The sequence below is a fragment of the Pseudonocardia oceanicola genome (genome assembly GCF_047200735.1).
Classification (GTDB): Bacteria; Actinomycetota; Actinomycetes; order Mycobacteriales; family Pseudonocardiaceae; genus Pseudonocardia.
The window spans coordinates 145081-170580 of sequence record NZ_JBJZON010000001.1 but is presented as its reverse complement, the minus strand read 5'-3'; the positions used below and the strand labels follow the sequence as shown (position 1 = coordinate 170580).

Annotated in this window: 20 protein-coding genes; 9 read left to right on the top strand and 11 right to left on the bottom strand. The window is 74.0% G+C overall.

The window, feature by feature from the left end:
* Positions 1–15 precede the first annotated feature (15 nt).
* The gene (locus ACL02T_RS00755) at positions 16–1293 is read left to right on the top strand and encodes an FAD-dependent oxidoreductase (protein WP_412828650.1); all 1278 of its coding nucleotides are present in this window, start codon (positions 16–18) and stop codon (positions 1291–1293) included.
* A 177-nt stretch (positions 1294–1470) separates the two neighbouring features.
* Here ACL02T_RS00755 and cimA read toward each other — a convergent pair whose 3' ends face one another.
* Positions 1471–3090 carry a citramalate synthase gene (gene cimA / locus ACL02T_RS00750; RefSeq protein ID WP_412828649.1) on the bottom strand — a complete coding sequence of 540 codons (1620 nt, stop codon included), beginning with the start codon at positions 3088–3090 and terminating at the stop codon, positions 1471–1473.
* A gap of 287 nt (positions 3091–3377) precedes the next feature.
* Between cimA and ACL02T_RS00745 the strand changes: the two genes are divergently transcribed.
* From ACL02T_RS00745 to ACL02T_RS00735, 3 genes are all read left to right on the top strand, one after another.
* Positions 3378–3692, top strand: coding sequence for an EthD family reductase (locus ACL02T_RS00745; protein ID WP_412828648.1), 315 nt, complete (start codon positions 3378–3380; stop codon positions 3690–3692).
* Positions 3693–3754: 62 nt separating this feature from the next.
* A complete protein-coding gene (locus ACL02T_RS00740; protein WP_412828647.1) occupies positions 3755–5416 on the top strand; it encodes a helicase-associated domain-containing protein in 1662 nt (553 codons plus the stop codon).
* Positions 5392–6057 (top strand): hypothetical protein, encoded by a 666-nt coding sequence (locus ACL02T_RS00735; RefSeq protein ID WP_412828646.1) that lies wholly within the window; start codon positions 5392–5394, stop codon positions 6055–6057. The genes ACL02T_RS00740 and ACL02T_RS00735 overlap by 25 nt, the downstream gene beginning before the upstream one ends.
* 90 nt (positions 6058–6147) lie before the next feature.
* Here the strand turns inward: ACL02T_RS00735 and ACL02T_RS00730 are convergent, their stop codons facing one another.
* The 7 genes from ACL02T_RS00730 to ACL02T_RS00700 form a co-directional block, all read right to left on the bottom strand.
* Positions 6148–7200, bottom strand: coding sequence for a 3-isopropylmalate dehydrogenase (locus ACL02T_RS00730; RefSeq protein WP_412828645.1), 1053 nt, complete (start codon positions 7198–7200; stop codon positions 6148–6150).
* A gap of 236 nt (positions 7201–7436) precedes the next feature.
* The gene (locus ACL02T_RS00725) at positions 7437–10610 is read right to left on the bottom strand and encodes a S8 family peptidase (protein ID WP_412828644.1); all 3174 of its coding nucleotides are present in this window, start codon (positions 10608–10610) and stop codon (positions 7437–7439) included.
* Positions 10611–10911: 301 nt separating this feature from the next.
* Positions 10912–12519, bottom strand: coding sequence for a phosphoglycerate dehydrogenase (gene serA / locus ACL02T_RS00720; protein WP_412828643.1), 1608 nt, complete (start codon positions 12517–12519; stop codon positions 10912–10914).
* Between the two features lie 164 nt (positions 12520–12683).
* Entirely contained in the window at positions 12684–13679 is a 996-nt protein-coding gene (locus ACL02T_RS00715) for an LLM class flavin-dependent oxidoreductase (protein ID WP_412828642.1), read from the bottom strand.
* 276 nt (positions 13680–13955) lie between these two features.
* Positions 13956–14960 (bottom strand): ketol-acid reductoisomerase, encoded by a 1005-nt coding sequence (gene ilvC / locus ACL02T_RS00710; protein ID WP_412828641.1) that lies wholly within the window; start codon positions 14958–14960, stop codon positions 13956–13958.
* 66 nt (positions 14961–15026) lie between these two features.
* Entirely contained in the window at positions 15027–15536 is a 510-nt protein-coding gene (ilvN, locus tag ACL02T_RS00705) for an acetolactate synthase small subunit (RefSeq protein ID WP_412828640.1), read from the bottom strand.
* A complete protein-coding gene (locus ACL02T_RS00700) occupies positions 15529–17487 on the bottom strand; it encodes an acetolactate synthase large subunit (protein WP_412829308.1) in 1959 nt (652 codons plus the stop codon). Before ACL02T_RS00700 ends, ilvN begins: the two co-directional genes overlap by 8 nt.
* 299 nt (positions 17488–17786) lie before the next feature.
* Here ACL02T_RS00700 and ACL02T_RS00695 point away from each other — a divergent pair, with 299 nt between their 5' ends.
* The 3 genes from ACL02T_RS00695 (at position 17787) to ACL02T_RS00685 (ending at position 21220) form a co-directional block, all read left to right on the top strand.
* Entirely contained in the window at positions 17787–18293 is a 507-nt protein-coding gene (locus ACL02T_RS00695; protein ID WP_412828639.1) for a PH domain-containing protein, read from the top strand.
* Between the two features lie 6 nt (positions 18294–18299).
* On the top strand, positions 18300–20141 hold the full coding sequence (gene ilvD, locus ACL02T_RS00690; protein ID WP_412828638.1) for a dihydroxy-acid dehydratase: 1842 nt from the start codon (positions 18300–18302) through the stop codon (positions 20139–20141).
* Between the two features lie 101 nt (positions 20142–20242).
* On the top strand, positions 20243–21220 hold the full coding sequence (locus tag ACL02T_RS00685; protein ID WP_412828637.1) for an aldo/keto reductase: 978 nt from the start codon (positions 20243–20245) through the stop codon (positions 21218–21220).
* Positions 21221–21259: 39 nt separating this feature from the next.
* Here ACL02T_RS00685 and ACL02T_RS00680 read toward each other — a convergent pair whose 3' ends face one another.
* Entirely contained in the window at positions 21260–22147 is an 888-nt protein-coding gene (locus tag ACL02T_RS00680) for a phosphotransferase (RefSeq protein ID WP_412828636.1), read from the bottom strand.
* The gene (locus tag ACL02T_RS00675; RefSeq protein WP_412828635.1) at positions 22144–22725 is read right to left on the bottom strand and encodes a DoxX family protein; all 582 of its coding nucleotides are present in this window, start codon (positions 22723–22725) and stop codon (positions 22144–22146) included. Before ACL02T_RS00675 ends, ACL02T_RS00680 begins: the two co-directional genes overlap by 4 nt.
* A gap of 94 nt (positions 22726–22819) precedes the next feature.
* On the opposite strand from ACL02T_RS00675, the gene ACL02T_RS00670 reads away from it, so the two are divergent.
* Positions 22820–23260 (top strand): PPOX class F420-dependent oxidoreductase, encoded by a 441-nt coding sequence (locus ACL02T_RS00670; protein ID WP_412828634.1) that lies wholly within the window; start codon positions 22820–22822, stop codon positions 23258–23260.
* 20 nt (positions 23261–23280) lie between these two features.
* On the opposite strand, the gene ACL02T_RS00665 is transcribed toward ACL02T_RS00670, so the two are convergent.
* Positions 23281–24189, bottom strand: a complete 909-nt coding sequence (locus ACL02T_RS00665) for a 2-hydroxyacid dehydrogenase (RefSeq protein ID WP_412828633.1) — start codon at positions 24187–24189, stop codon at positions 23281–23283.
* A 52-nt stretch (positions 24190–24241) separates the two neighbouring features.
* On the opposite strand from ACL02T_RS00665, the gene ACL02T_RS00660 reads away from it, so the two are divergent.
* Entirely contained in the window at positions 24242–25408 is a 1167-nt protein-coding gene (locus tag ACL02T_RS00660; RefSeq protein ID WP_412828632.1) for a PQQ-dependent sugar dehydrogenase, read from the top strand.
* Positions 25409–25500: the final 92 nt, after the last annotated feature.

The following is a 25500-nucleotide window of genomic DNA, read 5'->3' as shown; positions in this document are numbered from 1 at the left end:
CGTACATTTCAACACATGATGAATAATGACCGCACCACCGCCTGCGTCGTCGGTGGCGGTCCCGCGGGGATGGTCCTCGGGCTGTTGCTGGCCCGGGCGGGCGTCGAGGTCACCGTGCTCGAGAAGCACGCGGACTTCCTGCGGGACTTCCGCGGCGACACCGTTCATCCCTCGACCCTCGAACTGCTCGACGAGCTGGGCCTCGGCGCGCGGTTCGACGCGATGCCGCACCGCCGGATCGACAGTGTCACGGCGATGCTCGACGGCGGCACCGTGCAGATCGGGAACTTCACGCTGCTGCACCACCCGCGGCCCTACATCGCGCTCGCGCCGCAGTGGGACTTCCTGGACCTGCTCGCCGCGGCCGCCGAGGAGGAGCCCACCTTCACCCTGGTGCGCAACGCCGAGGTCACGGGCCTGCTCACCGACGCGGACCGGGTCACCGGCGTGCACTGGCGGGACCGGGTCACCGGCGAGGAGCACACCCTGCAGGCCACGCTCACCATCGGCTGCGACGGGCGCGGCTCCACCGTGCGCGAGGCGTCGGGGCTGCGCAGCCGGGCGTTCGGCGCGCCGCTCGACGTCGAGTGGTTCCGGCTGCCGCGTGTCGAGGGCGATCCCGTCGGCGGCGTCGGGCGCTTCAGCCGCGGGCAGATCGCCGTCATGATCGACCGTGGCGACTACTGGCAGTGCGGTTACCTGATCCGCAAGGGTGGCGACGCGGACCTGCGCGCGAAGGGCATCGACACCCTGCGCACCCGCCTGTCACGACTGATCCCGTGGACCACGGACCGGGTCGGTGCGCTGCGGAGCTGGGACGAGGTCTCGCTGCTCGACGTCCGCCTCGACCGGCTGCGCCGCTGGTTCCGGCCCGGTCTGCTGCTGGTCGGCGACGCCGCGCACGCCATGTCCCCGGTCGGCGGGGTCGGCATCAACCTCGCGGTGGCCGACGCCGTCGCCGCGGCCCGGATCGTCGGGCCGGCCCTGCGGTCGGGCCCGGTCTCCCCGGCGCGGCTCGCCCGGGTGCAGGCCCGGCGCTGGCTGCCGACGGCGCTGCTCCAGGCCGTCCAGCGCGGGGCGCACCGGGTGATCCTGGGCGCGGCGCTCGAGGTCGACCCCGACGCCCCGGTTGCGCCGGCGGCCGAGCTGCCGCCGGCGGTCCGCTTCGTGCAGCGCCACCCGAAGCTGCAGATCGTCCCGGCGCGGTTGTTCGGGCTGGGCCTGCTGCCCGAGCACGCCCCCGGCTGGGCCCGACGGCCGCAGGCCCCGGTGCAGGAGACGGCGGGGGTGTGACGGCACTTCGCGACACCCGCGGATCAGGTTCCGCTCTCGCGGGACGCCACCTGCCGCCCCGCGCCACCTGCCCTCCGCGCCACCTGCCCTCCGCACCACCTGCCCTCCGCGCCACCTGCCCTCCGCACCGCCATGGCCGCCACACCGCCGGCCGCTCGGCACACCACCCGCGACCCGTCACACCACCACGGGTGTGCGGGTGCGGAGGGCGGCGAAGGCCAGCGCGTCGACCAGCGCCAGCCAACTGGCCTCGACGACGTTGGAGTGCACCCCGACCGTCGTCCACTCGCCGCGGTGGTCGCTGCTCTCCACCAGCACCCGCGTGACCGCGTGCGTGCCGGCCGAGCCGCCGGGCGTCAGGATGCGGACCTTGTAGTCCGAGAGCTCCACCTCGGCCAGCCACGGGCAGGAGGGCTCCAGCGCGGCGCGCAGGGCGGCGTCGAGGGCGTTGACCGGCCCGTTGCCCTCCCGCGTCGCGATCAGCCGCTCGCCGTCGACCAGCAGCTTCACGGTGGCCTCGGCGACCGCGTCGGCCCCCGCGCGCTTCTCGATGATCACCCGGTACGACTCGAGCGCGAACGGCACCGGCGACTCCTCGCCCAGCGCCCCGCGCATCAGCAGCTCGAGGGAGGCGTCGGCGGCCTCGAAGGACCAGCCCTGCGCCTCACGCTCCTTCACCGTCCCGACGACCGCGGAGACGGCCTCGGGGCTGCCCGCCATGTCCAGCCCGAGCTCGGCGCCCTTGAGCTCCACGGACGCCCGGCCGGCCATCTCGGTGACCAGCACCCGCTGCACGTTGCCGACCTCGGCCGGGTCCATGTGGTTGTACAGCTCCGGGTCGACCTTGATCGCGCTCGCGTGCAGCCCCGCCTTGTGCGCGAACGCCGACGCCCCGACGTAGGGCTGGTGTGTGTCCGGCGCGAGGTTGGCGATCTCGGCCAGCGCGTGGGACACGCGGGTGAGCTCCGACAGCGACGGCAGCACCGGCATGTCCAGCTTCGTCGCCAGGTTCCCGACGACGGCGAACAGGTCGGCGTTGCCCGTCCGCTCGCCGTAGCCGTTGGCCGTGCACTGCACGTGCGTGGCCCCGGCCTGGACCGCGGCCACGGAGTTGGCGACCGCGCAGCCGGTGTCGTCCTGGCAGTGGATGCCGAGCCGGAAGCCCGTGCGGTCGGCGACCTCGCGCACCACCTCGGCCAGGCCGAGCGGGAGCATCCCGCCGTTGGTGTCGCACAGCACGGCGACGTCGGCGCCCGCGGACATGGCCGCGTCGAGCACCCGCAGCGCGGTGTCGGGGTCGAACCGGTAGCCGTCGAAGAAGTGCTCGGCGTCGACGAACACCCGCCGGCCCTCGCGCCGCAGGAAGGCCACGGTGTCGGCGACCATCGCGCAGTTCTCGGCGACGTCCGTGCGCAGCGCGCGCTCCACGTGCCGGCGGTCCGACTTGGCCACCAGGGTGACGACGGGTGCCTGCGCGTCGAGCAGCGCGCGGACCTGCGGGTCCGCCTCGGCCCGGACCCCGGCCTTGCGGGTCGACCCGAACGCGACGAGCACGGCGTGCCGCAGCCGCAACTCCCCGGCCGCGGCGCGGGCGAAGAACTCGGTGTCCTTCGGCAGCGCCCCGGGCCACCCGCCCTCGACGAACCCGACGCCGAGGGTGTCGAGGTGCCGGGCGACGGCGAGCTTGTCCGCGACGGAGTACGAGATGCCTTCGCGCTGTGCCCCGTCCCGCAGGGTGGTGTCGTAGACGTGGAAGGCGTCGCCGAGGGGCGTGCCGGCGGGCGTGGTGCGGGACATCCGGGTTCTCCGTGGGGTGATGGGGCAACAAAAAAGACCCCCCGCGGGTGCGAGAGGTCTGCGCGTCGGCTCGGGCGATCCGTCAGGGCCCTGAGCTGCCGACGCGCTGGCAGATAATGATCACGCTGGTGAGGCGCACGCTCGGCAGTCTGCCCCGGGCGTCCCGCGATGTCACACGTCCGTCCCACATCGTGAGATATCCTGTCGCGCCGATGTGATCGCTCCCATGATGAGGACGACGTCGCGGACGCCGGTGTCCGCGGCCCGTACCTCCCGGAGGACCCTTCGTGTCGGTGTCACTGACCGTCCTGTACCACCCGCCCGCGGACCCCGCGGCCTTCGACAAGCACTACGACGAGGTGCACGCCCCGCTGGCCTCGAAGATGCCCGACCTCGAGTCCTACACCATCGTCCGGCCCGGTCCCGGCCCCGACGGCTCGGCGCCGCAGTACCACCTGGTCGCGACCCTGACCTGGCCGTCGGCCGAGGCGATGCAGGCGGCGATGGGCGGCCCGGAGGGCACGGCCGCCAACGAGGACCTCGCCAACTTCGCGCAGGCGGGAGTCACGATCCTGGTGGGCGGGGTCCAGAAGGTCGTGTGACGGCGCGGGGCCGGGCACCCCGCCCGGCCCCTCGGCCGCCCGCCCATGGTGCGATCGACCTCATGCTGCACGCGCGCCACCTCGCGGGCCTGGACGCCGAACGCCTCGCCGCACTGCTGCGCAACCGGCCGGACACGCTCGTCGAGCCCGCCCCGCGGGACCTCGAGGAGCTGGCCGACCGGCTGGACGGCGTCGAGTCCCTCGCATCCGCCCGGCTGCGGATGACCCGCGACCAACTGCTCGTCGCGCAGGTGATCGCGTGGCTCGGTGCCCCGACGGAGGCCGAGGTCATGGCGCGGCTGCACGGCGCGGACGGGCTGGTGGCCGCGATCGTGACCGAGCTGCTCGACCACGGGCTCGCCTTCCGGACCGACGACGGCCGGCTCGGGCTCCCGCCCCGGCTCGCGGACGCGCTCGGCGCCGACCCCGCCGCCTTCCGTCCCGTGGCGGTGATCGCCCGCCACGTACGGTCCGACGAGCTGAACCTCGCGGTGCGGGCCTTCGGCGGGGACCCGCAGCCCCTGCGCAAGCTCGACAAGGTCGCGTTCCTCGAGCAGCGGCTGGCCGACCCCGCCGCGGTCGCCGAGCGGTTCGCCGCTCTGCCCGAGCCCCTCCGTTCCGCCGTGGTCGATCTGCTCGACGGCGACGGCCTGGTCTTCGGCGGCGCGCTCGGGCGCAGCCTCCGCAGCCAGGCCGCACTGGAGAGCGGCCTCGTGCTCCCCGGACCGGGCGGAGCCGGCGAGATCCCCCGGGAGGTCGCGACCGAGTTGCGTCTCCTCGGCCTGCCCGCCCTGGCCGGCAGGCCGGAGCTCCCGGCGGCGCCGGCCGCCCCGGACGACGGCCGGTCGGCCGCGGAGGCCGCGCTGCTCGCGATCACCACCCTCCTGGACCACGCCGAGCGTGCCCCGCTCGCGGGGCTGAAGAAGGGCGGGATCGGCGTCCGCGAACGGACCCGTCTGCAGAAGCTCGGCGTCCCCGAGCCGACGCTGTGGATCGACCTCGCCTTCGCGGCCGGGCTGCTCTCCCCGCGCGGAACCGGGTACGGCACCTCCTCCGGCTACGCCCGCCGGCGCGAGGAAGCCGCGGGGCACCGCTGGGCGGAGCTCGCCCGTTGCTGGTGGCGCCTGGAGCACACACCGACCGTCCGTGGTGTCGGGGCCGACGAGATCGCGCCTCCGGTCCCCGTGCTGAGCACGGGCGGGGCGGTCCGCCGGGCCCTGCTTCGCGCGGCCGCGGGTGGGCGTTCCCTCGAGGCCGCCGCGAAGGCGGTCGACTGGTTCTGCCCGCTGCACGGCCTCGATCCCGATCCTCTCCTCGCCCCGGACGACGAGGCGGACCCGCTCACCGAGGTCGTCACGGCCACGCTGCGGGAGGCCGAGCTGCTCGGCGTCGTCCACGGCGACCGGCTCACCGCGCTGGGCGAGGCACTCGTCGCCGCACCGGACGAGGTCGAAGAGCAGGCGGCGGACCTGCTGCTCACTCCCGCCGGTGCCCTGGTCCTGCAGTCCGACCTGTCCGCGATCACCTCCGGCCAGCCCCCCGCCGGCGCCGTCCGGGTGCTCGGTGCCGCCGCCACGCCCGAGAGCGCCGGTGCGGCCACCACGTGGCGCTTCTCGGCGGCCGGCATCCGCGCCGCGATGGACGCGGGCTGGACGGCCGACGCCCTGCGACGCGAGCTCGAGGCGGCCTCGGGCCGGGCGTGCCCCAGCCGCTCGACTACCTGATCTCCGACGTCGCCCGCTCCCACGGCTCGGTGCTGGTCGGCGGCGGCCTCACCTGCCTGACCGGTGCCGAGGCCGAACTCCGGGAGATCCTGCACACCCGGGCGCTGCGCACGCTGGGGCTGCGGGCCCTCGCTCCGACCGTCCTCGCCTGCACCGCCCCGCGGGACGCCGTCCTGGCGGAGCTGCGCAAGGCGGGCTTCGCCCCGATGCCGGCCGCGGCCGACGGGACCGTCGAGCTGCCCGTCATCGCCCTGCCCGCCGTCGGTCCACCGGCCGGGCCGAGGGACGCGGAGCCGGCTGCAGACCCGGGCGAGGCGGCCGACACGATCTGCCGGGCCGACGCCGCGGAGGTGGCCGCGCGCCTGCTCAGCGGGAGCACACCGGACCGGTCGGCCACCTATCGCGAGCTGGAACGCCTGGGCCCGCACCTCGACTCGGCCGAGCTCGCCCTCCTGGCCGACGGTCTGGACCACCGCCACGCCGTCTTCGTCACCTACCGCAACGCCGCGGGCAACCGGACCGCCCGCGGGATCGTGCCGCTGCAGCTCTACGGCCCGTGGCTACGGTCGTTCTGCCTGCTGCGGCGAGCCGAGCGGGACTTCACCGTCACGGGGATCGAAGCGGTCTCCCCGGTCGGGTGACCGCTCCTTCGTTCGCCGCCGTCGGCGTCGTCGCGGGAACGCCGACGGCCCGGCACCCCAGACCGGGTGCCGGGCCGTCGTGGCTCGTGCTCAGGCCTCGCTGCGGGCCGGCTCCGCGGTGCGGCTGGACACCAGCGCGGCGAGCCGGTCGCCGATCGCCTGGGTGTGCCCGGTCGCGCTGTGGTCGCGGGTCGCGAGGTCGAACGCGACGGCGGCCTCGACGCGGCGGGCGGCGTCCCGCTGGCCGACGTGGTCGAGCAGCAGCGCGACCGACAGCACCGCGGCGGTCGGGTCCGCGATGCCCTGGCCGGCGATGTCCGGCGCCGAGCCGTGCACCGGCTCGAACATGCTGGGGTTGCGGCCGCTGGCGTCGAGGTTGCCGCTGGCCGCGAGGCCGATGCCACCCGTCACGGCCGCCGCGAGGTCGGTGAGGATGTCGCCGAACAGGTTGTCGGTGACGATCACGTCGAACCGGCTCGGGTCGGTGACCATGTGGATCGTGGTGGCGTCGACGTGCTGGTAGGCGACCGACACGTCCGGGTGCTCCAGCGACACCTCCTCCACGATCCGCGACCACAGCGCGCCGGCGAAGGTCAGCACGTTGGTCTTGTGCACCAGGGTCAGATGCTTGCGCGGGCGGCGCTCGGCGCGCGCGAACGCGTCCCGCACGACGCGGTCGATCCCGAACGCGGTGTTGGTGCTGACCTCGGTCGCGACCTCGTGCGGGGTGTCCTTGCGCAGCAGGCCGCCGGTACCCACGTACGGGCCCTCGGTGCCCTCGCGCACGACGACCATGTCGATCTCGGGGTTGCCGGCGAGCGGGCCGCGGACCCCGGGATAGAGCCGCGCCGGGCGCAGGTTCACGTGGTGGTCGAGCTCGAAACGGAGGCGGAGCAGCAGGCCGCGCTCGAGGATCCCGCTCGGCACCGACGGGTCCCCGACCGCGCCGAGCAGGATGGCGTCGTGCTGCTGGAGCTCGGTGAGGACGGACTCGGGCAGCAGCTCACCGGTGGAGTGCCACCGGGCCGCGCCGAGGTCGTAGGTGGTGGTCTGGACGTCCGGGGAGACCTCGGTCAAGACCTTCAGGGCCTCGTCGATGACCTCCGGCCCGATGCCGTCGCCGGGAATGACCGCAAGGCGCATGCTGCGAAATGTCCTTTCTCGGTACGCCCCACCACGACGTGCGATCGGGCGGCCATCGAACGCTACCCGCTGGAGCGGCGGCGGCCGGCCACCGTCCACTCCTTCGGGGTCGCCCCGGGCGGTGAAGTCGTGCCCACCGGCACCGGTGGTCCGGGTCGACACTCCCCCGGGCGGGTCAGATTGTGCGCCCCCGGCCGGGAGCGGCCGACGGCGGGTCCCTTGCCGGGCACCCGTCGTCACCCGGATGGAGCAGCAGCCGGGGCGAGCGGGGCGGTGCCGAGCCCGCGGGCGGGAGCGGGTGCACCGGTCGGCCCGGCCGGGGCGGGCCCGTCGAGCGCGGCCGCGTGTGCCCCGCTCGCGTTCTGCGGCAGCACGACCAGCAGCGGCCCGGCCGGGGCGGGGAGGCGGGTCCCGGCGTCGGCGGGCCGCAGGAGGGGCGCGGTCGATGCCGGCTCGGCCAGCGGGTCCCACGGCTCCGGGACGTCGACGACGTCGACGGGCGCGACGGGCTCGGCGCCCGGGTTCGCGAGATCCGTCGGGCCGTAGTCGCCCTCGACCACGACCTGCATCCGCAGCGGCGCGGAGCCGGCGGCGGGGTCGATGCCCAGCGCGGACAACCGCACCGGCAGCACCCAGGTGTCGGTGTCGAAGACGTTCGTGTCGGTGTCGCCCGCCCACCCGTTGACCGGCTGCGCGTCGACCTCCGCGTACCCGTCCGGGGTCGCGTCGCCCAGGTCCAGGACCTGGGCGACCAGCACGTCCGTCCCGGGCTGCTTCACCAGGCCGACCGCGCGGTCGACCGTGCCGTCGGCATCGACGTCGAACCCGACGGTCGGCACGGTGGTCGCGCCGAGGTCGGGCAGCGCGCCCCACATGGACAGGGCGATCCCGATCGTGTCACCGGAGCGGGCCGCGCCGACCCACCGGACGTCGCCGCCCTGGCCCGTGTCGTTGGCGACGCAGCCGATCGCGAGGCCGGGCCGGCAGCGCGGCAGCCGCGGGCTGGTCGCGAGCAGCCGGAACACCCCGGCCCGGGAGCGGTAGGCCTGCGCGCCGCTCCCCTGGTCCACCCCGGTCCCGGCGAGCACGACGTCGCCGCCCGCGAGCGTCGCGGTCAGCCGCGCGACGGGCTTGGGCGCCGAGGTCACCGGGACGCGCACCTCGCGGCCGTCCGCGGTGAGCACGATGCGGCCCGACGCGTCGGCGACGAACTGGCGCGCCCGCCCGCCCTGCGTCGCGGCCATGGTCGGGTCGAGCGTCTTCCGTAGGGCGTCGGCCTGCGCGGTGAGCCGGACGGTGACGTCCGCGGGGCCGTCGACCTGCGCGGGCTCCAGCGCGATCGTGACGCCGGGCATCGCGGTGATCGGCTCGTAGCGCAGCGCCACCGGAGTCCCCGCCCCGCTGACGTGCAGCGTTCTCGTCAGCGTGACGGTCCGGGCGGCCGGGACCTCGACCACGCCGAACGCGATGCCGACCGCACCGGGTTCCTCGACGTCGGCGGCGAGGACGGGCGGGTCGAGGGCGGCGCGGGCGTCCACCCGGCCCGACCCGACCCGCATCGGCGCCATGAGGTGCCCGGCCGGACCGTGGACGTCGGCGGCCGTGGTGACGATGGCCGCCTTCACCTGCGCCGGCGACCACTCCGGGTGCGCCTCCCGCACCAGGGCCGCGACGCCGGCGACGAACGGACTGGCCATCGAGGTCCCGGTCTTGCTCGCCCGCCCGGCCCCGCTCCCGACCGCTGCGGAGACGATCGACTCCCCCGGCGCCGCGACGTCCGGCTTCACCCCCGGGCCGCGCCCGCCGCGGGCCGAGCTCTCGCTGATGGTGTCCGCGATGCCCGGGACCTGCACGGATGCGGTCTGGGCCAGCGTTCCGTCGAGGTGGACGCGCAGCGTGCCCGCCTGCACCGCGGGGCGGAGCGCGGCGGTCGAGGGCCCGTCGAGCTGGAACATCGGCACGGTGGCGTTGCCCGCGATGCCCACGCCGCCCGGCTCAGGGGCCTCCGACGTCAGCAGCACCCCGGCCGCACCGGCGGCCTGGGCGTGGTCGGCGCGGACCGCGGAGCCGCAGCCGCGGGCTCCGTCGCCCTCCGGCCACTCGAGCCAGACGATCTTGCCGGCGACCCCCGAGAAGGGCGCGCATCCCTCGGCGTTCGCGGCGGGCAGGGCGACGACGTCGCCGGTCGCGTCGGGGGTGCCGCGGAAGTCGACGCTGTACTGGCCGGTGACCCGCCGCGGTTCGGGTGCGACGACGTCGGCGCCGTCGAGCAGCACGCCGGCGTCCCGGACGTTCGCCACGGCAATGGCCCCGGGGGCGGTGGCGGGGGCACCGGCGGCGTCGGTGACGTCGCCGCCGTTGCCGGCCGCGGCGACCACGGTGACCCCGTGGTCGATCAGCTCCTGCACGAAGTCGTTGACCGGGTCGTCGGCCGGGGCGAAGTCCGAGCCCAGCGAGAGGTTGACGACGTCGAGGCGGTCGGCGAAGTCGCCGTCGCCGTTCGGGTCGAGGGCCCGATCCAGGGCGAGCGGGGTGAGCGCGGTGGCGCCGGAGCAGCCGAACACGCGGATGGCGTACAGCTCGGCCAGCGGGGCGGCACCGGGGCCGATCCGCATCGCGTCCAGCGCGTCGGGGCCGAGCCGGCCGTAGTCGCCGCGGAAGGTGGTGCCGTCGGCGTTCACGCCGAAGCCGGCTGCGGTGCCGGCGACGTGGGTGCCGTGGCCCTCGCAGTCCAGCGGGTCGTCGTCCGGCCGCGGGACGGTCCGGGCGGGACTCGTGCCGGCCGAGTCGTAGGCGTCGCCCGCGAGGTCGATGCCGCCGACGACCTTGTCCGTGGGGAAGGTGCCGCGCCCGCCGCGGGCGGCCTCGTACGCGGCGACGGTGCCGGCGCCGCCGAAGTCGGCATGGGTGTAGTCGATGCCGGTGTCGACGACGCCGATGCGGACACCGCGCCCGAGCCGGCCGGTGTCCTGCCAGGTCTGCAGGGCGCGGCCGAGCTGGTCGGCGGAGGCGTTGCTGGGCCGGGCGTCGGTGATCCGGCGCACCGAGCGCACGCCCGGGCGGCGCGCGAGGCGGGCGGCGGTGGCGGCGTCGGCCCGGATCGCCACTCCCGGGACGGCGTTGGTGGTGCGGTAGAGCTCCCGTTCGCTCTCGGTGCCGCGCAGCCCGCCGAGCAGGCCCGAGATCTTCGAGTCGATGCGGGCCCGGGTCTCCACGGCGACCTGGGTGGCGACGTCCCGGCCCCGTGGCAGGGCCGAGGTGTAGTCGGCGACGGCGGAGGTGTCGTCGAACTCGACGAAGACGGTGTGCAGGGTGGACGTGCTCGCCTGCGATCCCTCCAGCGCGGCAGCCGGGCCGGCGGTGAGCAGGAGCAGCGCGGCCGTCAGCCCCGCGACGCCGAGACAGGTCACCCTCCGCCACCGCGCGCCGTGCACCGACCACCCCTTCCACCGACCGACGGACGCGGTGCGGCGGAGCAGAACCTAGATCGGCCGACGCTGGGTGATCGCCGATCCGAGGGGGGCGCACCGCATCGGGTGAGCGGTTCGTACACGGGCGGGTGTGATCATGAGCGGCCCGCTTGACCGCCCCCGGACGCACCGACGGCGCTCTCGCTCACCAGGAGTGAGCGAACTCCGTGAGCTCCACGACGCACGAACGGCACTCTCGCTCCCTTCTCGTGAGCGAGAGTGCCGTTCGTCCGGGTCTGGGTCAGTCGTCGAAGCTGATCAGGCGTGTGGTGCGGGCACCAACGGAGGCGCCGATCGGCTCGAGCACGCCCGGGTCGACCGCGCGGTCGACGCGGAGCAGCATGATCGCGTCCGTGCCGTCGGTGGTCTGGCTGATCTGCGCGGCCTCGATGTTGACCGCGGCCTCGCCGAGCAGCGAGCCGACGCGGCCCATCACGCCCGGGCGGTCGGCGTACTCGAGGAGCAGGACCTCGCCCTCGGCACGCAGGTCGAAGTGCCGGCCGTTGACCTCGACCAGCTTCTCGACCTGGGCGCGGCCGGTGAGCGTGCCGGAGACGGTGATCGCCTCGCCGTCGGGCATCGCCGCGCGCAGCTGCACGACCGAGCGGTGGTTCTCGCTCTCCGGGGCGGTGGTCAGCTCGACCGAAACGCCGCGGTCCGCGGCCAGCGCCGGGACGTTGACGAACGTGACCTGGTCCTCGACGACGTGGGTGAACACGCCGCGCAGGGCGGCCAGCGACAGCACCGAGACGTCCTCGGAGGCGAGCTCGCCCGCGACGTCGACCGTGACGGACGTGGGCACCCGGCCGGCGACGGCGTAGAGCACCGTCCCCAGCTTCTGCACCAGCGGCAGCCAGGGCCGGACCTCCTCGCCGACCGCGCCGCCGACCTGGACGTTGACGGCGTCGGGCACGAACTCGCCGGCGAGGGCGAGCTGCACCGACTTCGCCACGTCCGTGCCCGCGCGGTCCTGCGCCTCGGCGGTCGAGGCACCCAGGTGCGGGGTCACGGTCACGTTCTCCAGCTCGAAGAGCGGGCTGGAGGTGGTGGGCTCGGAGACGTAGACGTCGATCCCCGCGCCACCGACGTGCCCGGAGCGGACCGCCTCGGCGAGCGCGTCCTCGTCGACCAGCCCGCCGCGTGCGGCGTTGACGATGATCACGCCCGGCTTGGTCAGCGCGAGCTGATCCTTGCCGATCAGGCCCAGGGTCTCCGGGGTCTTCGGCAGGTGGATCGTGACGAAGTCCGACACCCGCAGCACGTCCTCGAGCGAGAGCAGCTCGATGCCCAGCTGGGCGGCGCGCGCCGGGGCGACGTACGGGTCGTAGGCGACCAGCCGGACGTCGAACGCCGCGAGGCGCTGCGCCACGAGCTGGCCGATCTTGCCGAGGCCGACCACGCCGACGGTCTTGCCCTGCAGCTCGACGCCGCCGAACTGGCTGCGCTTCCACTGGCCCTGACGCAGGCTCGCGTCGGCCGGCGGGATGCGCCGGGCGGTGGCGAGCAGCAGCGCGATGGCGTGTTCGGCGGCGGAGACGATGTTGGAGGTCGGGGCGTTGACGACCATGACGCCGCGGGCGGTGGCGGCGGGCACGTCGACGTTGTCCAGACCGACCCCGGCGCGCGCGACGACCTTGAGCCGGGTCGACGCGGCCAGCGCCTCGGCGTCCACCTTGGTGGCGGAGCGGACGAGCAGGGCGTCGGCATCGGCGAGGGCCGCGAGCAGCGCGGCACGGTCCGTGCCGTCGACGTGGCGGATCTCGACGTCCGGACCCAGCATCTCCACCGCGGAGGGCGCGAGCTTCTCCGCGAGCAGGACGACGGGACGGGTGGCGGCTGCGGTACTCACGACGACGCGACGCTCCACGGATCAAGGGGCGGGCAGGACTCGGATCGATCCCGATTCTAGGTGGACGGTCCGACAGGACGACCCCCGGCCGCGCCCCGCTGATACCACGGCCGGGTCACACCGGAGTGAAGTGTGCCGAACCGGACAGGCGCGGTCCAGCCCCCTCAGCCGGCGTTCTGCACCTTCTCGGCGAGCAGCTCCCAGGTGCGCCACCAGCGCTCGCGGTCCGGGACGGGGTTGGCCACGATCAGCTCGTCGGCGTCGGCCGTGCCGGCGAACTCCTCGAGGTAGCGCGCGACGGCGTCCGGTGTGCCCGCGGCGGTGTAGCGGGTCATGGACCGGATCTGCTCGCCCGCGTGCGTGTCGAGCACGGCCTCGGCCTCGTCGTCGGTGAGCGTGCGCCCGCCGCGGCCGTAGAACAGCCGCACCCGCTGGCGCTGCACGGCGCGGCGCAGGGTCTCGGCCTCCTCGGTCGAGTCCGCGGCGATCACGTTCACGCCCGCCATCACGTGCGGCTCGGCCAGCTGCGCCGACGGGCGGAACTCCTGGCGGTAGAGCGCGACGGCCTGCTGCAGGGCCTCGGGGGCGAAGTGCGAGGCGAACACGTACGGCAGCCCGAGCAGGGCGGCGACCTGCGCGCCGTAGAGCGACGAACCGAGGACCGACAGCGGGACGCCGGTGCCGCGGCCCGGGTAGGCGTGCACGTTCGGGACCAGGCTGGTGTCGCCGAGGAAGGCCTGCAGCTCCTGGACGTCCTGCGGGAAGCGCTCCGACGCCGTCGGGTCGCGGCGCAGGGCACGGAAGGTCTCCTGGTCGGTGCCCGGCGCACGGCCCAGGCCCAGCTCGATGCGGCCGGGGTGGAGCTCGGCGAGGGTGCCGAACTGCTCGGCGATCTGCAACGGCGAGTGGTTCGGCAACATCACGCCGCCGGCGCCGAGCGTGATCCGCTCGGTGTGCGCGGCGACGTGCGCGATCAGGACGCTGGTCGCCGACGAGGCGATCGCGCGCATGTTGTGGTGCTCGGCGTACCAGATGCGCCGGAAACCCCACTGCTCCGCGCGCTGCGCCAGGCCGGTGCTGGACTCGAGACCGTCGCGCACGGTCTCCCCCTCGGAGACGGTCGCGAGATCGAGGATCGACAGCGGGAGCGGCAGGGACACGGCGGGCACCTCTCGTCCGGCGGACACAGACTCTGTGGTCAACGCCCGCGGCCCGCCGTCTCTTCCGCCGCGGTCGGGTTCCGCACGTCACCCCGGCCGTCCGGCGAGGTGCACGCGCCTCGCCCGGATGCACGAACGGCACTCTTGTGCGGTAGGTCCGCACAACAGTGCCGTTGGTGCAGTGGCGTCGCTCCGGCGCCGGGTGCACGAACGGCACTCTTGTGCGGTAGGTCCGCGCAAGAGTGCCGTTCGTGCGATCGGGAGCCCGGCGCGGGCCTACTTGGCCTTCTCGCCTACCCAGCTCATCAGGCCGCGGAGCTTCTCGCCGACCTGCTCGATCGGGTGCTCGGCACCCTCCTTCTGCAGACGGGAGAAGTTGGGGCGGCCGTTCTCGTCCTCGGCCACCCACTCGCGGGCGAAGGTGCCGTCCTGGATCTCGCCCAGGATCTTCTTCATCTCCTCCTTGGTCGCGGCGTTGACCACACGCGGACCGCGGGTGAGGTCGCCGTACTCGGCCGTGTCGGAGATGGAGAAGCGCTCGTTGGCGATGCCGCCCTCGTACATGAGGTCGACGATCAGCTTGAGCTCGTGCAGGCACTCGAAGTAGGCGATCTCCGGGGCGTAGCCCGCCTCGGTGAGCACCTCGAAACCGGTCTGCACCAGCGCGGCCGCGCCACCGCAGAGCACCGCCTGCTCGCCGAACAGGTCGGTCTCGGTCTCCTCCTTGAAGGTGGTCTCGATGACGCCCGCGCGGGCGCCGCCGATCCCGGCCGCGTAGGAGAGGGCGATCGCCTTGGCATTGCCGGAGGCGTCCTGTTCGACCGCAATCAGAGCAGGCACGCCCTTGCCGTCGACGTACTGCCGGCGGACCAGGTGGCCCGGGCCCTTGGGGGCGATCATGACGACGTCGACGTCCGACGGCGGCTTGATCAGGTCGTAGCGGATGTTGAAGCCGTGGCCGAAGGCCAGCACGTCGCCGCTCTTCAGGTTCGGCGCGACGTCGTCGGCGTAGATGAAGCGCTGCTTCGTGTCCGGCGCCAGGATCATGATCAGGTCGGCCCACGCCGACGCCTCGGCCGGGGTGAGCACCTCGAGGCCCTCGTCGGTCGCCTTCTGCCGGCTCTTCGAGCCCTCCGGGAGGCCGATCTTCACCTCGACGCCGGAGTCGCGCAGCGACAGCGCGTGCGCGTGCCCCTGGGAGCCGTAGCCGATCACGGCGACCTTGCGGCCCTGGATGATCGACAGGTCGGCGTCGTCGTCGTAGTAGATGTTGACACTCATGACGGGTGGTGAATCCTCTCCGAAGGGGTCTTGCGCAAGTATGAAGGGGCCCTGACGAGCAGGTCCTCAGCGGGCGGAGGTCGCGGTGATGGACCGGGGTCCGCGGCCGACGGCCACCATCCCGGACTGCACCATCTCGCGGATCCCGTAGGGCTCCAGCATCCGGAGCAGCGCGTTCAGCTTGTCCATCGTGCCGGTGGCCTCGACGGTGAGGGCCTCGGGGGCCACGTCGACCACCTTCGCCCGGAACAGCTGCACGGTCTCCAGGACCTGGCTGCGCACGCTCGAGTCGGCGCGCACCTTGACGAGCAGGAGCTCACGCTGCACCGAGGCGGCGGGCTCCAGCTCGACGATCTTGATCACGTTGATCAGCTTGTTCAGCTGCTTGGTGACCTGCTCGAGGGGGAAGTCCTCGACGGAGACGACGATCGTCATCCGCGAGATGCCCGGGGCCTCGGTCTGCCCGACGGCGAGCGAGATGATGTTGAACCCGCGGCGGGAGAACAGGCCCGACACCCGGGCCAGGACACCGGGCTTGTCCTCGACGAGGACGGACAGCGTGTGGGTCTCAGTCATCGGACGCCCCGTCCTCCAGTGCCCGCTCGGTGACCTCGCTGACCTCGTCGACGCCGGCGGACAGTTCGTCGCCCTCGAACAGCGGGCGGATGTTGCGCGCCGCCATGACCTCGTCGTTGCCGGTGCCGGCCGCGACCATCGGCCAGACCTGCGCGTCGGCGCCGACCGTGAAGTCGATGACGACCGGCTGGTCGTTGATCTCCATGGCCTGCCGGATGACCCGGTCGACGTCGTCCTTCGACTCGGCGCGCAGCCCGACGCAGCCCATCGCCTCGGCGAGGAGCGTGAAGTCCGGGATGCGGTGCTTGTGCGTGCCGAGGTCGGTGTTGGAGTAGCGCTCCGAGTAGAAGAGCGTCTGCCACTGCCGGACCATGCCCAGGTTGCCGTTGTTGATCACGGCGACCTTGATCGGGATGCCCTCGATGGCGCAGGTGGCGAGCTCCTGGTTGGTCATCTGGAAGCAGCCGTCGCCGTCGATGGCCCAGACGACCTTGTCCGGCGCGCCGGTCTTGGCGCCCATGGCCGCGGGGACCGCGTAACCCATGGTCCCCAGGCCGCCGGAGTTGAGCCAGGTGCGCGGGTTCTCGTACGTGACGAACTGCGCCGCCCACATCTGGTGCTGGCCGACGCCCGCGGCGTACAGCGCGTCCGGGCCGGCGATGGCGCCGATCCGCTCGATGACGTACTGCGGCGACAGCGAGCCGTCGTCCGGCCAGTCGTAGCCGAGCGGGAAGGTGCTGCGCCAGTGGTCGAGCTGCGCCCACCAGGCCGACAGGTCGGCCACGTGCTGCTCGCGCTCGGCCCGCACGGCCTCGATCAGCTCGGCGAGGATCTCCTTGCAGTCGCCGACGATCGGGACGTCCGCCCGCCGGTTCTTGCCGATCTCGGCCGGGTCGATGTCCGCGTGGACGATCTTCGCCTCGGGGGCGAAGCTCGCCAGCTGGCCGGTCACCCGGTCGTCGAACCGGGCACCGAGAGCGATGAGCAGGTCCGACTTCTGCATCGCACCGACCGCCGAGACCGTGCCGTGCATGCCGGGCATGCCGACGTGCTGCGGGTGGCTGTCCGGGAACGCCCCGCGCGCCATCAGGGTGGTGACGACCGGGATGTTCGTCAGCTCGGCGAGCTCGCGCAGCTCGGCCGAGGCCTCGGCCTTGAGCACGCCGCCGCCGACGTAGAGCACCGGCTTGCGGGCGGCCGCGACGAGCCGCGCGGCCTCGCGGATCTGCTTGCCGTGCGGCCGGGTGGTCGGCCGGTAGCCCGGCAGCTTGAGCTCCGGCGGCCACGAGAAGGTCGTGCGGGCCTGCAGCGCGTCCTTGGAGATGTCCACCAGCACCGGGCCGGGTCGGCCCGTGGCGGCCAGGTGGAACGCCTCGGCGATCGCCCGCGGGATCTCCGCGGCGTCGGTCACCAGCATGTTGTGCTTGGTCACCGGCATGGTGATGCCGGTGATGTCGGCCTCCTGGAACGCGTCGGTGCCGATCAGCGGACGGGCCACCTGGCCCGTGATCGCCACGATCGGGACCGAGTCCATGTGCGCGTCGGCCAGCGGGGTGATGAGGTTGGTCGCGCCCGGGCCCGAGGTCGCCATGCAGACCCCGACCTTGCCGGTGGCCTGCGCGTACCCGGTGGCCGCGTGCCCCGCGCCCTGCTCGTGCCGGACGAGCACGTGCCGCACGCTGGTCGAGTCCAGCAGCGGGTCGTACGCCGGCAGGATGGCCCCGCCGGGGATGCCGAAGACGGTGTCGCACCCGATCGACTCGAGCGACCGCACGAGGGACTGGGCCCCGGTCACCTGCTCCGGGCCGGATCGCGGCCCGGGCACGTCAGCGCGGTTCTCGGGACGCTGGCCGGGGGCGCCGTTCTGGCGGCCCGCGGGCGCTCCTGCGCGTCCCGGCGGCGGTGCCGGTTTGGGTCCCGGGGTGCCGGGACGGGGCGTGGCGGTGGTCATCTGCGCTGCCTCGCTGCTGTCGATGCCGGTGATCGGTGGTGACGGATGCGCCCTGGACATGAAAAAACCCCCGCCGCCTGGGCCAGGCGTGACGAGGGTGGCGCGTCGTGGTCCGAGTACTCGCGAGCTACTCAGGCGTGGACGCGCCTGGGAAGTACGAGAATTCGGAGGGCCGACATGGCCACGACGTTAACACGCGTGCGTCGGCCGGCGTCAACCGGCTGGGACACCCCCTCCCGGATCGTGGGAGGACGGCCGATCCCGGGACGCCACGTGGACCGTCGGTGGGAGGTGGGACCATGGAGGACGTGAACGCAGAGCAGACCAGCAGGCCCGGGATCGCGGAGGGGCACGTCACCTCGGCGGACAGGCTCCCCCCGCGGGCGACGCCCACGCGGCTGTCCTTCCGCCGCTCGCCGCTGGCCCTCGCCGCGGCCGCGTTCTTCCTGGTCACCGCGATCCCGTTCGCGTTCGGGGCGCCCTGGCTCTGGCTCGCCTACGTGTTCCCGGTCGCGTTCACGTACTGGGTCCTGCGCGTGCGGACCCTGGTCGACGCCGAGTCGGTCACCGTTCGTGGGCTCCTCTCCTCGCGGCGCGTATCGTGGGCGGAGATCAGCTCGCTGCGACTGGGCAAGAAATCCCGGGTCAGCGCGGTGCTGACGGACGGGACCGAGCTACCGCTGCCGACCGTCCACGTGCGCGACCTGCCCGCGCTGGCCGCCGTCTCCGGCGGCAGGCTGCCCGATCCGGCACGGACGGAGGCGCAGACGTCGCCGCCGCCCCCGTCCACCCCCGAAAGGACCTGACCCCGAATGCCGGCCCTCCGTTCCCGAGTCACCACGCACGGCCGCAACGCCGCCGGCGCCCGCTCCCTGTGGCGCGCCACCGGCATGGGCGACGCGGACTTCGGCAAGCCGATCGTCGCGATCGCCAACTCCTACACCCAGTTCGTGCCGGGGCACGTGCACCTCAAGGACCTCGGCGACCTCGTCGCCTCCGCCGTCCGCGAGGCCGGGGGCGTGCCGCGCGAGTTCAACACCATCGCGGTCGACGACGGCATCGCGATGGGCCACGGCGGCATGCTCTACTCGCTGCCCTCCCGCGAGATCATCTCCGACGCCGTCGAGTACATGGTCAACGGACACGCGGCCGACGCGCTGGTCTGCATCTCGAACTGCGACAAGATCACCCCGGGCATGCTCAACGCCGCCATGCGGCTCAACATCCCCACGGTGTTCGTGTCCGGCGGGCCGATGGAGGCCGGCAAGGCCGTCGTCGTCGACGGGGTGGCGCAGGCTCCGACCGACCTGATCACGGCGATCTCGGCGTCGGCGTCGTCGGCGGTGGACGACGACGGGCTGTCCGTGGTCGAGCGCTCCGCCTGCCCGACCTGCGGTTCCTGCTCGGGCATGTTCACCGCGAACTCGATGAACTGCCTCACCGAGGCCCTCGGTCTGTCGCTGCCCGGCAACGGGTCGACCCTGGCCACCCACGCCGCCCGCCGCGAGCTGTTCCTCGAGGCCGGCCGCACGGTCATGCGCCTGTGCGAGCGCTGGTACGGCTCCGACGACGAGACCGCGCTCCCGCGCACCATCGCCACCCGCGAGGCCTTCGAGAACGCGATGGCGCTCGACGTGGCGATGGGCGGCTCCACCAACACGGTGCTGCACATCCTCGCCGCGGCCCAGGAGGGCGAGATCGACTTCTCGCTCGCCGACATCGACGCGATCTCCCGGCGGGTCCCCTGCCTGGCCAAGGTCTCGCCGAACTCGGACTACCACATGGAGGACGTCCACCGGGCCGGCGGCATCCCCGCCATCCTGGGCGAGCTGTGGCGGGCCGGCCTGCTCCACGAGGGCGTGCACTCCGTCCACTCCCCCTCGCTGGAGCAGTGGCTGTCCGAGTGGGACATCCGCGCATCGGCCCCCTCCGAGAAGGCGGTGGAGCTCTACCACGCCGCACCCGGCGGGGTCCGGACCACGGAGGCCTTCTCCACCGAGAACCGCTGGTCGTCACTCGACACGGACGCGGCGGGCGGCTGCATCCGCGACCTCGCGCACGCCTACACCCCGGACGGCGGGCTGGCGGTGCTGCGCGGCAACCTCTCGGAGAACGGCGCGGTGATCAAGACCGCGGGCATCCCCGAGGACATCTGGCGGTTCGAGGGCCCGGCCCGGGTCGTCGAGAGCCAGGAGGAGGCCGTGTCGGTCATCCTCACCAAGCAGATCCAGCCGGGCGACGTCCTGGTGATCCGCTACGAGGGCCCCGCCGGCGGGCCGGGCATGCAGGAGATGTTGCACCCGACCGCGTTCCTCAAGGGCGCGGGCCTGGGCGCGAAGTGCGCCCTGGTCACCGACGGGCGGTTCTCCGGCGGCTCGAGCGGCATCTCGGTGGGGCACGTCGCCCCCGAGGCGGCGGCCGGCGGCGCCATCGGCCTGGTCGAGGACGGGGACCGGATCCTCATCGACGTCCGGGAGCGGACGCTGCAGATCCTGGTCGACGACGAGGTGCTCGCCGAGCGCCGCGCCAAGATGGACGCCAGCGAGCGGCCGTGGACCCCGAAGGACCGTGACCGGGTGGTCTCGAAGGCGCTGCGCGCCTACGCCGCCATGGCCACCAGCGCCGACACGGGCGCCGTCCGGCACGTCCCGTAACCGCATTCCGACGCCCTCGAGCGCGTTATGGAACCATAATGCGCTCGAGGCGAGCGAATACGAGCGTTATGGCTCCATAGTGCTCGGCGTAGGTTGGGACCATGACGCTTCCTACGCGGACCCTCGGCGCCCTCACCGTCTCGGCCCAGGGGCTGGGCTGCATGGGCATGTCCCAGAGCTACGGCACCGGGGACGAGACCGAGTCGATCGCGACGATCCACCGGGCGCTCGACCTGGGCGTCACGCTGCTCGACACCGCCAACGTGTACGGCGCCGGGGCCAACGAGGAGCTCGTCGGCCGGGCGATCCGGGGCCGTCGGGACGAGGTCGTGCTCGCCACGAAGTTCGGGATCGTCCGGGACGCGAACGGCGGGCAGGCCACCCGCGGGGACGCGGCCTACGTGAATCGGTGCTGTGACGAGTCGCTGGCCCGCCTCGGCGTGGACCACATCGACCTCTACTACCAGCACCGGGTGGACCCCGACACCCCGATCGAGGAGACCTGGGGCGCGCTGGCCGAGCTCGTCGAGGCGGGCAAGATCCGGTACGCCGGGATCTCCGAGGCGGGCGCGGCGACGATCCGGGCCGCGCACGCCGTGCACCCCGTCACCGCGCTGCAGAGCGAATGGTCGCTCTGGACCCGGGACATCGAGGCGGAGATCGCCCCCACCTGCGACGAGCTGGGCATCGGGATCGTGCCCTTCTCCCCGCTCGGCCGCGGCTTCCTGACCGGCTCGATCACCTCCGCGGACCAGCTCGGCGAGAAGGACATGCGCAGCGGGCTGCCGCGGTTCTCCGCCGAGAACCTGTCCGCCAACCTCGCGATCGTCGACACCGTGAAGGCGCTGGCGGAGAAGCGCGGCGTCACGGCCGGGCAGCTCGCCCTGGCGTGGGTGCAGGCGAAGGGCGAGCACGTCGTGCCGATCCCCGGCACCAAACGCCGCACCTACCTGGAACAGAACGTCGAGGCGGCGACCCTGGAGCTCACGCCCGACGAGACCACCGAGCTCGACGCCGTAGGCGCCGGGGTCGTGGGCGCCCGCTACCCCGAGCACCTGCAGCGCACCGTCGGCCGCTGACCTGTGAGCGCCTGACTGCACGAACGGCACTTTCGTGCGCTAGGTCTGCACGAAAGTGCCGTTCGTGCACTCGGTGAGGGCGGGGCCGAGGCGCGACAGGGACTCGGCCGCCGTCTCGATCATCTCCGCGACCCGGGCGGCGCCCAGGTGGTCGGCGGCGAAGCCCAGGTACTGCACGTGCACGTGGGCCCGCGCCCACTCCCGCTCGACGGCGGCGAGCTGGCCGGGCAGGGCGGGTGCCTCGGCGCGGTAGGCGGCGTCGTCGGACCTGCCCTGCGCCTCGAGGACCGCGAGGTCCAGGCCCGCCGGGGCCATCCGGGCGTTGCCCCAGTCGATCAGGGCCCACTGTGTCGATGCGGTCCCCAGCATGTTGCCGCGGTGCGGGTCGCCGTGGCACAGCGTGCGTGGCAGGAGGGCGAGCGCGGCGCGGATCCTCGGATCCGCCGCCCACTCCGCCACCGGCCCGGCCGCACGCTCGTATTCCGCCTCACCGGTACGCCGGGCCGCGCCGCGCAACGCCACGAGGGTCCGCTCGCAGAGCGCGGCCCACCACGCGGCGTCGACCACCGGGATCCCCCGGGCGCGCTTGCGCAGCCAGTGCCGGTGCACGCGGGCGAGGGTGCGCCACACGTCGGCGGGCACGGGGCCACCCTCGGCCGCGGGGTCGCCGTCGACCCACGTCAGCACGAGCGGATCGGGGTGGAGCATCCGCGGCGCGCCCACGCCCTCGACCACGGCGACCGCCCGCATGGCCGCGACCTCCACGGCAGCCGCGGGCTTGACGACGACCGGCATCGTCCGGTCGCCGACCCGCAGATCGATGCGCTCGACCTGCGCCGCCGCGTAGCCGCCGGACAGCGGGGTCCGGCCGGTGACCTCCACCGGACCACCGAGCCGTCGGGCGACGGCGGGGAGCCAGTCCGTCATCGCAGGCCGAGCAGCACGCCCACGGCGACCGCGACCCCGAGGACCAGGAACAGCACGGCCCACGGCACGGGGCGCCGCTGCCAGGTCCGGCCGCTGTCCAGCGAGATCCGGCCGGCCCCGACGAACAGCAGGGCGAGGACCCCGGCGCCGAGCGCGACGTCGAACTCCAGGGCGTTCGGGGAGTCGGCGGCGAAGAACGGGGTGCCCCACTCGACCACGACCGCGCAGATCTCGACGGCGAGCAGGCCCGCCGCCGCGAGCGGCGTGAACAGCCCGAGGACCAGCATCGCGCCGAGGATCAGCTCGCCGAAGCCGAGCGCCCACGCGAGCGCCGGGGCCTGCGCGAAGCCGAGGCCCTCCAGGATCGCGGACGTCTCGCCGATCCCGAGGCCGCCCCACATCCCGAAGACCTTCTGCAGACCGTGGGCCACGAAGATCCCGCCGACGCCCAGACGCAGCAGCAGCATGCCGACGTCGGCTCCCCGGGTCCACGCGACCGGGCGCCGCTCGGCCTCCTGCTCCGGGGGGCGGGTCCCGCCGAGCGTGCCGATGTCGAACTGCCTGGTGGGCTCGGTCATGGCGCCGAGACTATCCGCGACGGCGCCGCCGGGGTCGTCGCCGACCAGCGTGTTCGGCTGGTTTCGCCCGGTGGGGCGGGGGCATCCGACGGCCATGGCGGACACCCAGGACGGACCCGAGCTGCACCCCGACACCGTGAAGCTGGCCGAGGGTGCCCACTTCGCCTCCGTCGCGACCGTCTTCCCCAGCGGCCTGATCCAGAACCACATGATCTGGTGCGGGATCAGGGACGGGAGGCTCGTGCTCGACACCGAGACCCATCGCGCGAAGGCGCGCAACGTCGGCCGGGACTCGCGGGTCACCGTCCTGATCCGCGACGAGGACAACCCGTACCGCTACGCCGAGGTTCGCGGGCGGGTCACCGACACGACCACCGGCGACGAGGCCCGCACCCACATCGACGAGCTCTCGCAGAAGTACAACGGCGGCGACTACCCGCCCGACATGATCAAGTCCGAGCGGGTCATCCTGTGGATCACGCCGGAGCGGCAGACGCTCGTCGACCAGGGCAACGACGTCGGCACCGAGGACTGAGGCCAGGACCGAGGACCGGGTCAGTAGCCGTTCCGCACCACGTTCGGCGGCTCCTCGCCGCGCGCGTAGTACCCGAGCTGCTCGCGCATCACGCGGAAGGCCCGCCGCATCGCGGCCGGGACGCTACCGCCCACGTGCGGGGTCAGCAGCAGGTTCGGAGCCTCCCAGAGCGGGTGTCCCGCCGGCAGCGGCTCGGGATCGGTGACGTCGAGCGCCGCCCGGAGGCGCCCGGTGCGGAGCTCGGCGAGCAGGGCGTCCGTGTCGGCCACCGGGCCCCGCGCGCCGTTGACGAACACGGCGCCGTCCGGCATCGCGGCCAGGAAGTCCTTGTCCACCAGTCCGCGGGTCTCGTCCGTCAGCGGAACGATCACGACGCAGGCGTCGTGTCGCGGCAGCAGGTCGTGCACCTCGTCGATGCCGTGCACACCCTCCCGCCGGCGGCGCCCGACCAGCGTGATCTCCACCTCGAAGGGCGCCAACCGGCGCGCGAGGTTCTCCGCGACGTCGCCGGCACCGACGACCAGCACCCGCTTGCCGCCGAGCTCGTCGGTGACGTGCTGGGTCCACTCGCCGCGTTCCTGGGCCCGCACGAACCCGGGCAGCTCCCGGTAGACGGCCAGGAGCACCGCGACGATCCACTCCGCCGTCGCACCCCCGTGCGCGCCCTTGCCGTCGGACAGCAGGACCCCCTCGGGGAGCGTGCCGATCCACGCCTCCGCACCCGCCGTGAGCAGCTGGACCAGCTTGAGGTTCGGCAGCTGCTCGACGAGCTCCACGACCTCGCCCGTCGCGAGGAACGGGGGCACGAGCACCTCGGCCTCCGCGGCGCCGTCGGGCAGCGGCTGCGCGGGGTCGTAGACGAGCGCGCGGAGCGGCAGGTCGGCGAGGACGTCGGCACCACCCGGGTGCGGGACCAGGACCACGGTCATGACCCGGACGCTACTCACCGGCCGCTCACCTCACCGCGCCTAGCCTGATCACGTGCGCCACCGCCCTCCCCGTCTGCGGCTCGCGCTGGTCGCCCTGGTCGGCCTGCTCGGGCTGCTCGCGGGCTGCGCGACCTTCCCGGACCAGGGCCCGCGCGACTGGCAGGAGAAGACCGAGGGGCAGGGCGAGCTGGGCGGCCCGCCGTCGGTGCAGGAGGAGCCGGGCGGCGAGCCGGGCGACGAGGACGGCGACGGCACGCCCGATCCCGGTGCCCCGCAGCCCCCGGCGGGCTGCGTCGACCCGGATCCCCAGGTCGTCGCCACCTGTCTCGATCCCGTGGGGGCGGTCGCGGTGCTGCCCAACGGGGTGTCCGCGCTCGTCGGCGAGCGCGCGACCGGCCGGGTGCTGCGCGTCGAGCGCGGCAAGGACCCGGTGCTGATCACCACCGTCCCGGTCGACGCGACGGGCGGCGGCGGGCTGACCGGCCTGGTGCTCTCCCCCACCTACCAGGAGGACCGGCTCGTCTACGCCTACGCCACCACACCGGAGGACAACCGGGTGCTCCGGCTCGCCCCGGACGAGCCCCCCAAGCCCCTGCTGACCGGGATCCCGAAGGGCCCGTCGGGCAACGGCGGCGCGCTCGGCACGGACGCCGGCAACACCCTCCTCGTGGCCACCGGCGACGCCGCCGATCCCGCACCCGCCCCCACCGCGCTCAACGGCAAGGTGCTGCGGATCGACACGCTCGGCCGCCCCGCCGCGGCCAACCCGGACCCGAGGTCGCCGGTGCTGAGCACGGGGCTGTCCCGGCCGGGCGGGATCTGCCAGGACCCCGTGAGCCAGTCCGTCTGGGTCACCGACCGGGCCGCCACCCGCGACGTGCTGTACCGGGTCGCGCCCGGGCCGCTCGGCCCCGCCGCCTGGACCTGGCCGGACCGCCCGGGCGTCGCGGGCTGCATGGCGCAGCCGGGGGTGGTCGCGGTCGCGCTGACCGGCGGAGCGGCCCTGTCGGTGCTCCGCCCCGCCGAGGACGGCAGCTTCTCCGGGGCGCCCGAGACCCTCCTCGCGGACGTCTACGGCCGCCTCGGCGCCACCACCCTCGGCCCGGACGGCCTGCTCTGGCTGGGCACGGTCAACAAATCGGGCGGCGCGCCGGTCGCCAGCGACGACCGCGCCATCCGCATCCAGCCACCCAGCGGGGGCGGAGCCTCCCGCGCCTGAGGCGACCGCTGCCGGACCCATGCTCAGCGAGCATGGCCAGACAGCTCGTGCGCGGTGAGTGGTGCTCCGGCACCACTCACCACGCACGGGCG

Bases quoted from the DNA above. Each gene is read 5' to 3' on its own strand.
- ilvC (WP_412828641.1), bottom strand. From the start codon at position 14,960: ATGAGTGTCAACATCTACTACGACGACGACGCCGACCTGTCGATCATC.
- ACL02T_RS00680 (WP_412828636.1), bottom strand. From the start codon at position 22,147: ATGACGGACTGGCTCCCCGCCGTCGCCCGACGGCTCGGTGGTCCGGTG.
- cimA (WP_412828649.1), bottom strand. From the start codon at position 3,090: ATGTCCCGCACCACGCCCGCCGGCACGCCCCTCGGCGACGCCTTCCAC.
- ilvN (WP_412828640.1), bottom strand. From the start codon at position 15,536: ATGACTGAGACCCACACGCTGTCCGTCCTCGTCGAGGACAAGCCCGGT.
- ACL02T_RS00670 (WP_412828634.1), top strand. From the start codon at position 22,820: ATGGCGGACACCCAGGACGGACCCGAGCTGCACCCCGACACCGTGAAG.
- ACL02T_RS00695 (WP_412828639.1), top strand. From the start codon at position 17,787: ATGGAGGACGTGAACGCAGAGCAGACCAGCAGGCCCGGGATCGCGGAG.
- ACL02T_RS00755 (WP_412828650.1), top strand. From the start codon at position 16: ATGATGAATAATGACCGCACCACCGCCTGCGTCGTCGGTGGCGGTCCC.
- ACL02T_RS00730 (WP_412828645.1), bottom strand. From the start codon at position 7,200: ATGCGCCTTGCGGTCATTCCCGGCGACGGCATCGGGCCGGAGGTCATC.
- ilvD (WP_412828638.1), top strand. From the start codon at position 18,300: ATGCCGGCCCTCCGTTCCCGAGTCACCACGCACGGCCGCAACGCCGCC.
- ACL02T_RS00665 (WP_412828633.1), bottom strand. From the start codon at position 24,189: ATGACCGTGGTCCTGGTCCCGCACCCGGGTGGTGCCGACGTCCTCGCC.
- ACL02T_RS00685 (WP_412828637.1), top strand. From the start codon at position 20,243: ATGACGCTTCCTACGCGGACCCTCGGCGCCCTCACCGTCTCGGCCCAG.
- ACL02T_RS00675 (WP_412828635.1), bottom strand. From the start codon at position 22,725: ATGACCGAGCCCACCAGGCAGTTCGACATCGGCACGCTCGGCGGGACC.
- ACL02T_RS00740 (WP_412828647.1), top strand. From the start codon at position 3,755: ATGCTGCACGCGCGCCACCTCGCGGGCCTGGACGCCGAACGCCTCGCC.
- ACL02T_RS00700 (WP_412829308.1), bottom strand. From the start codon at position 17,487: ATGACCACCGCCACGCCCCGTCCCGGCACCCCGGGACCCAAACCGGCA.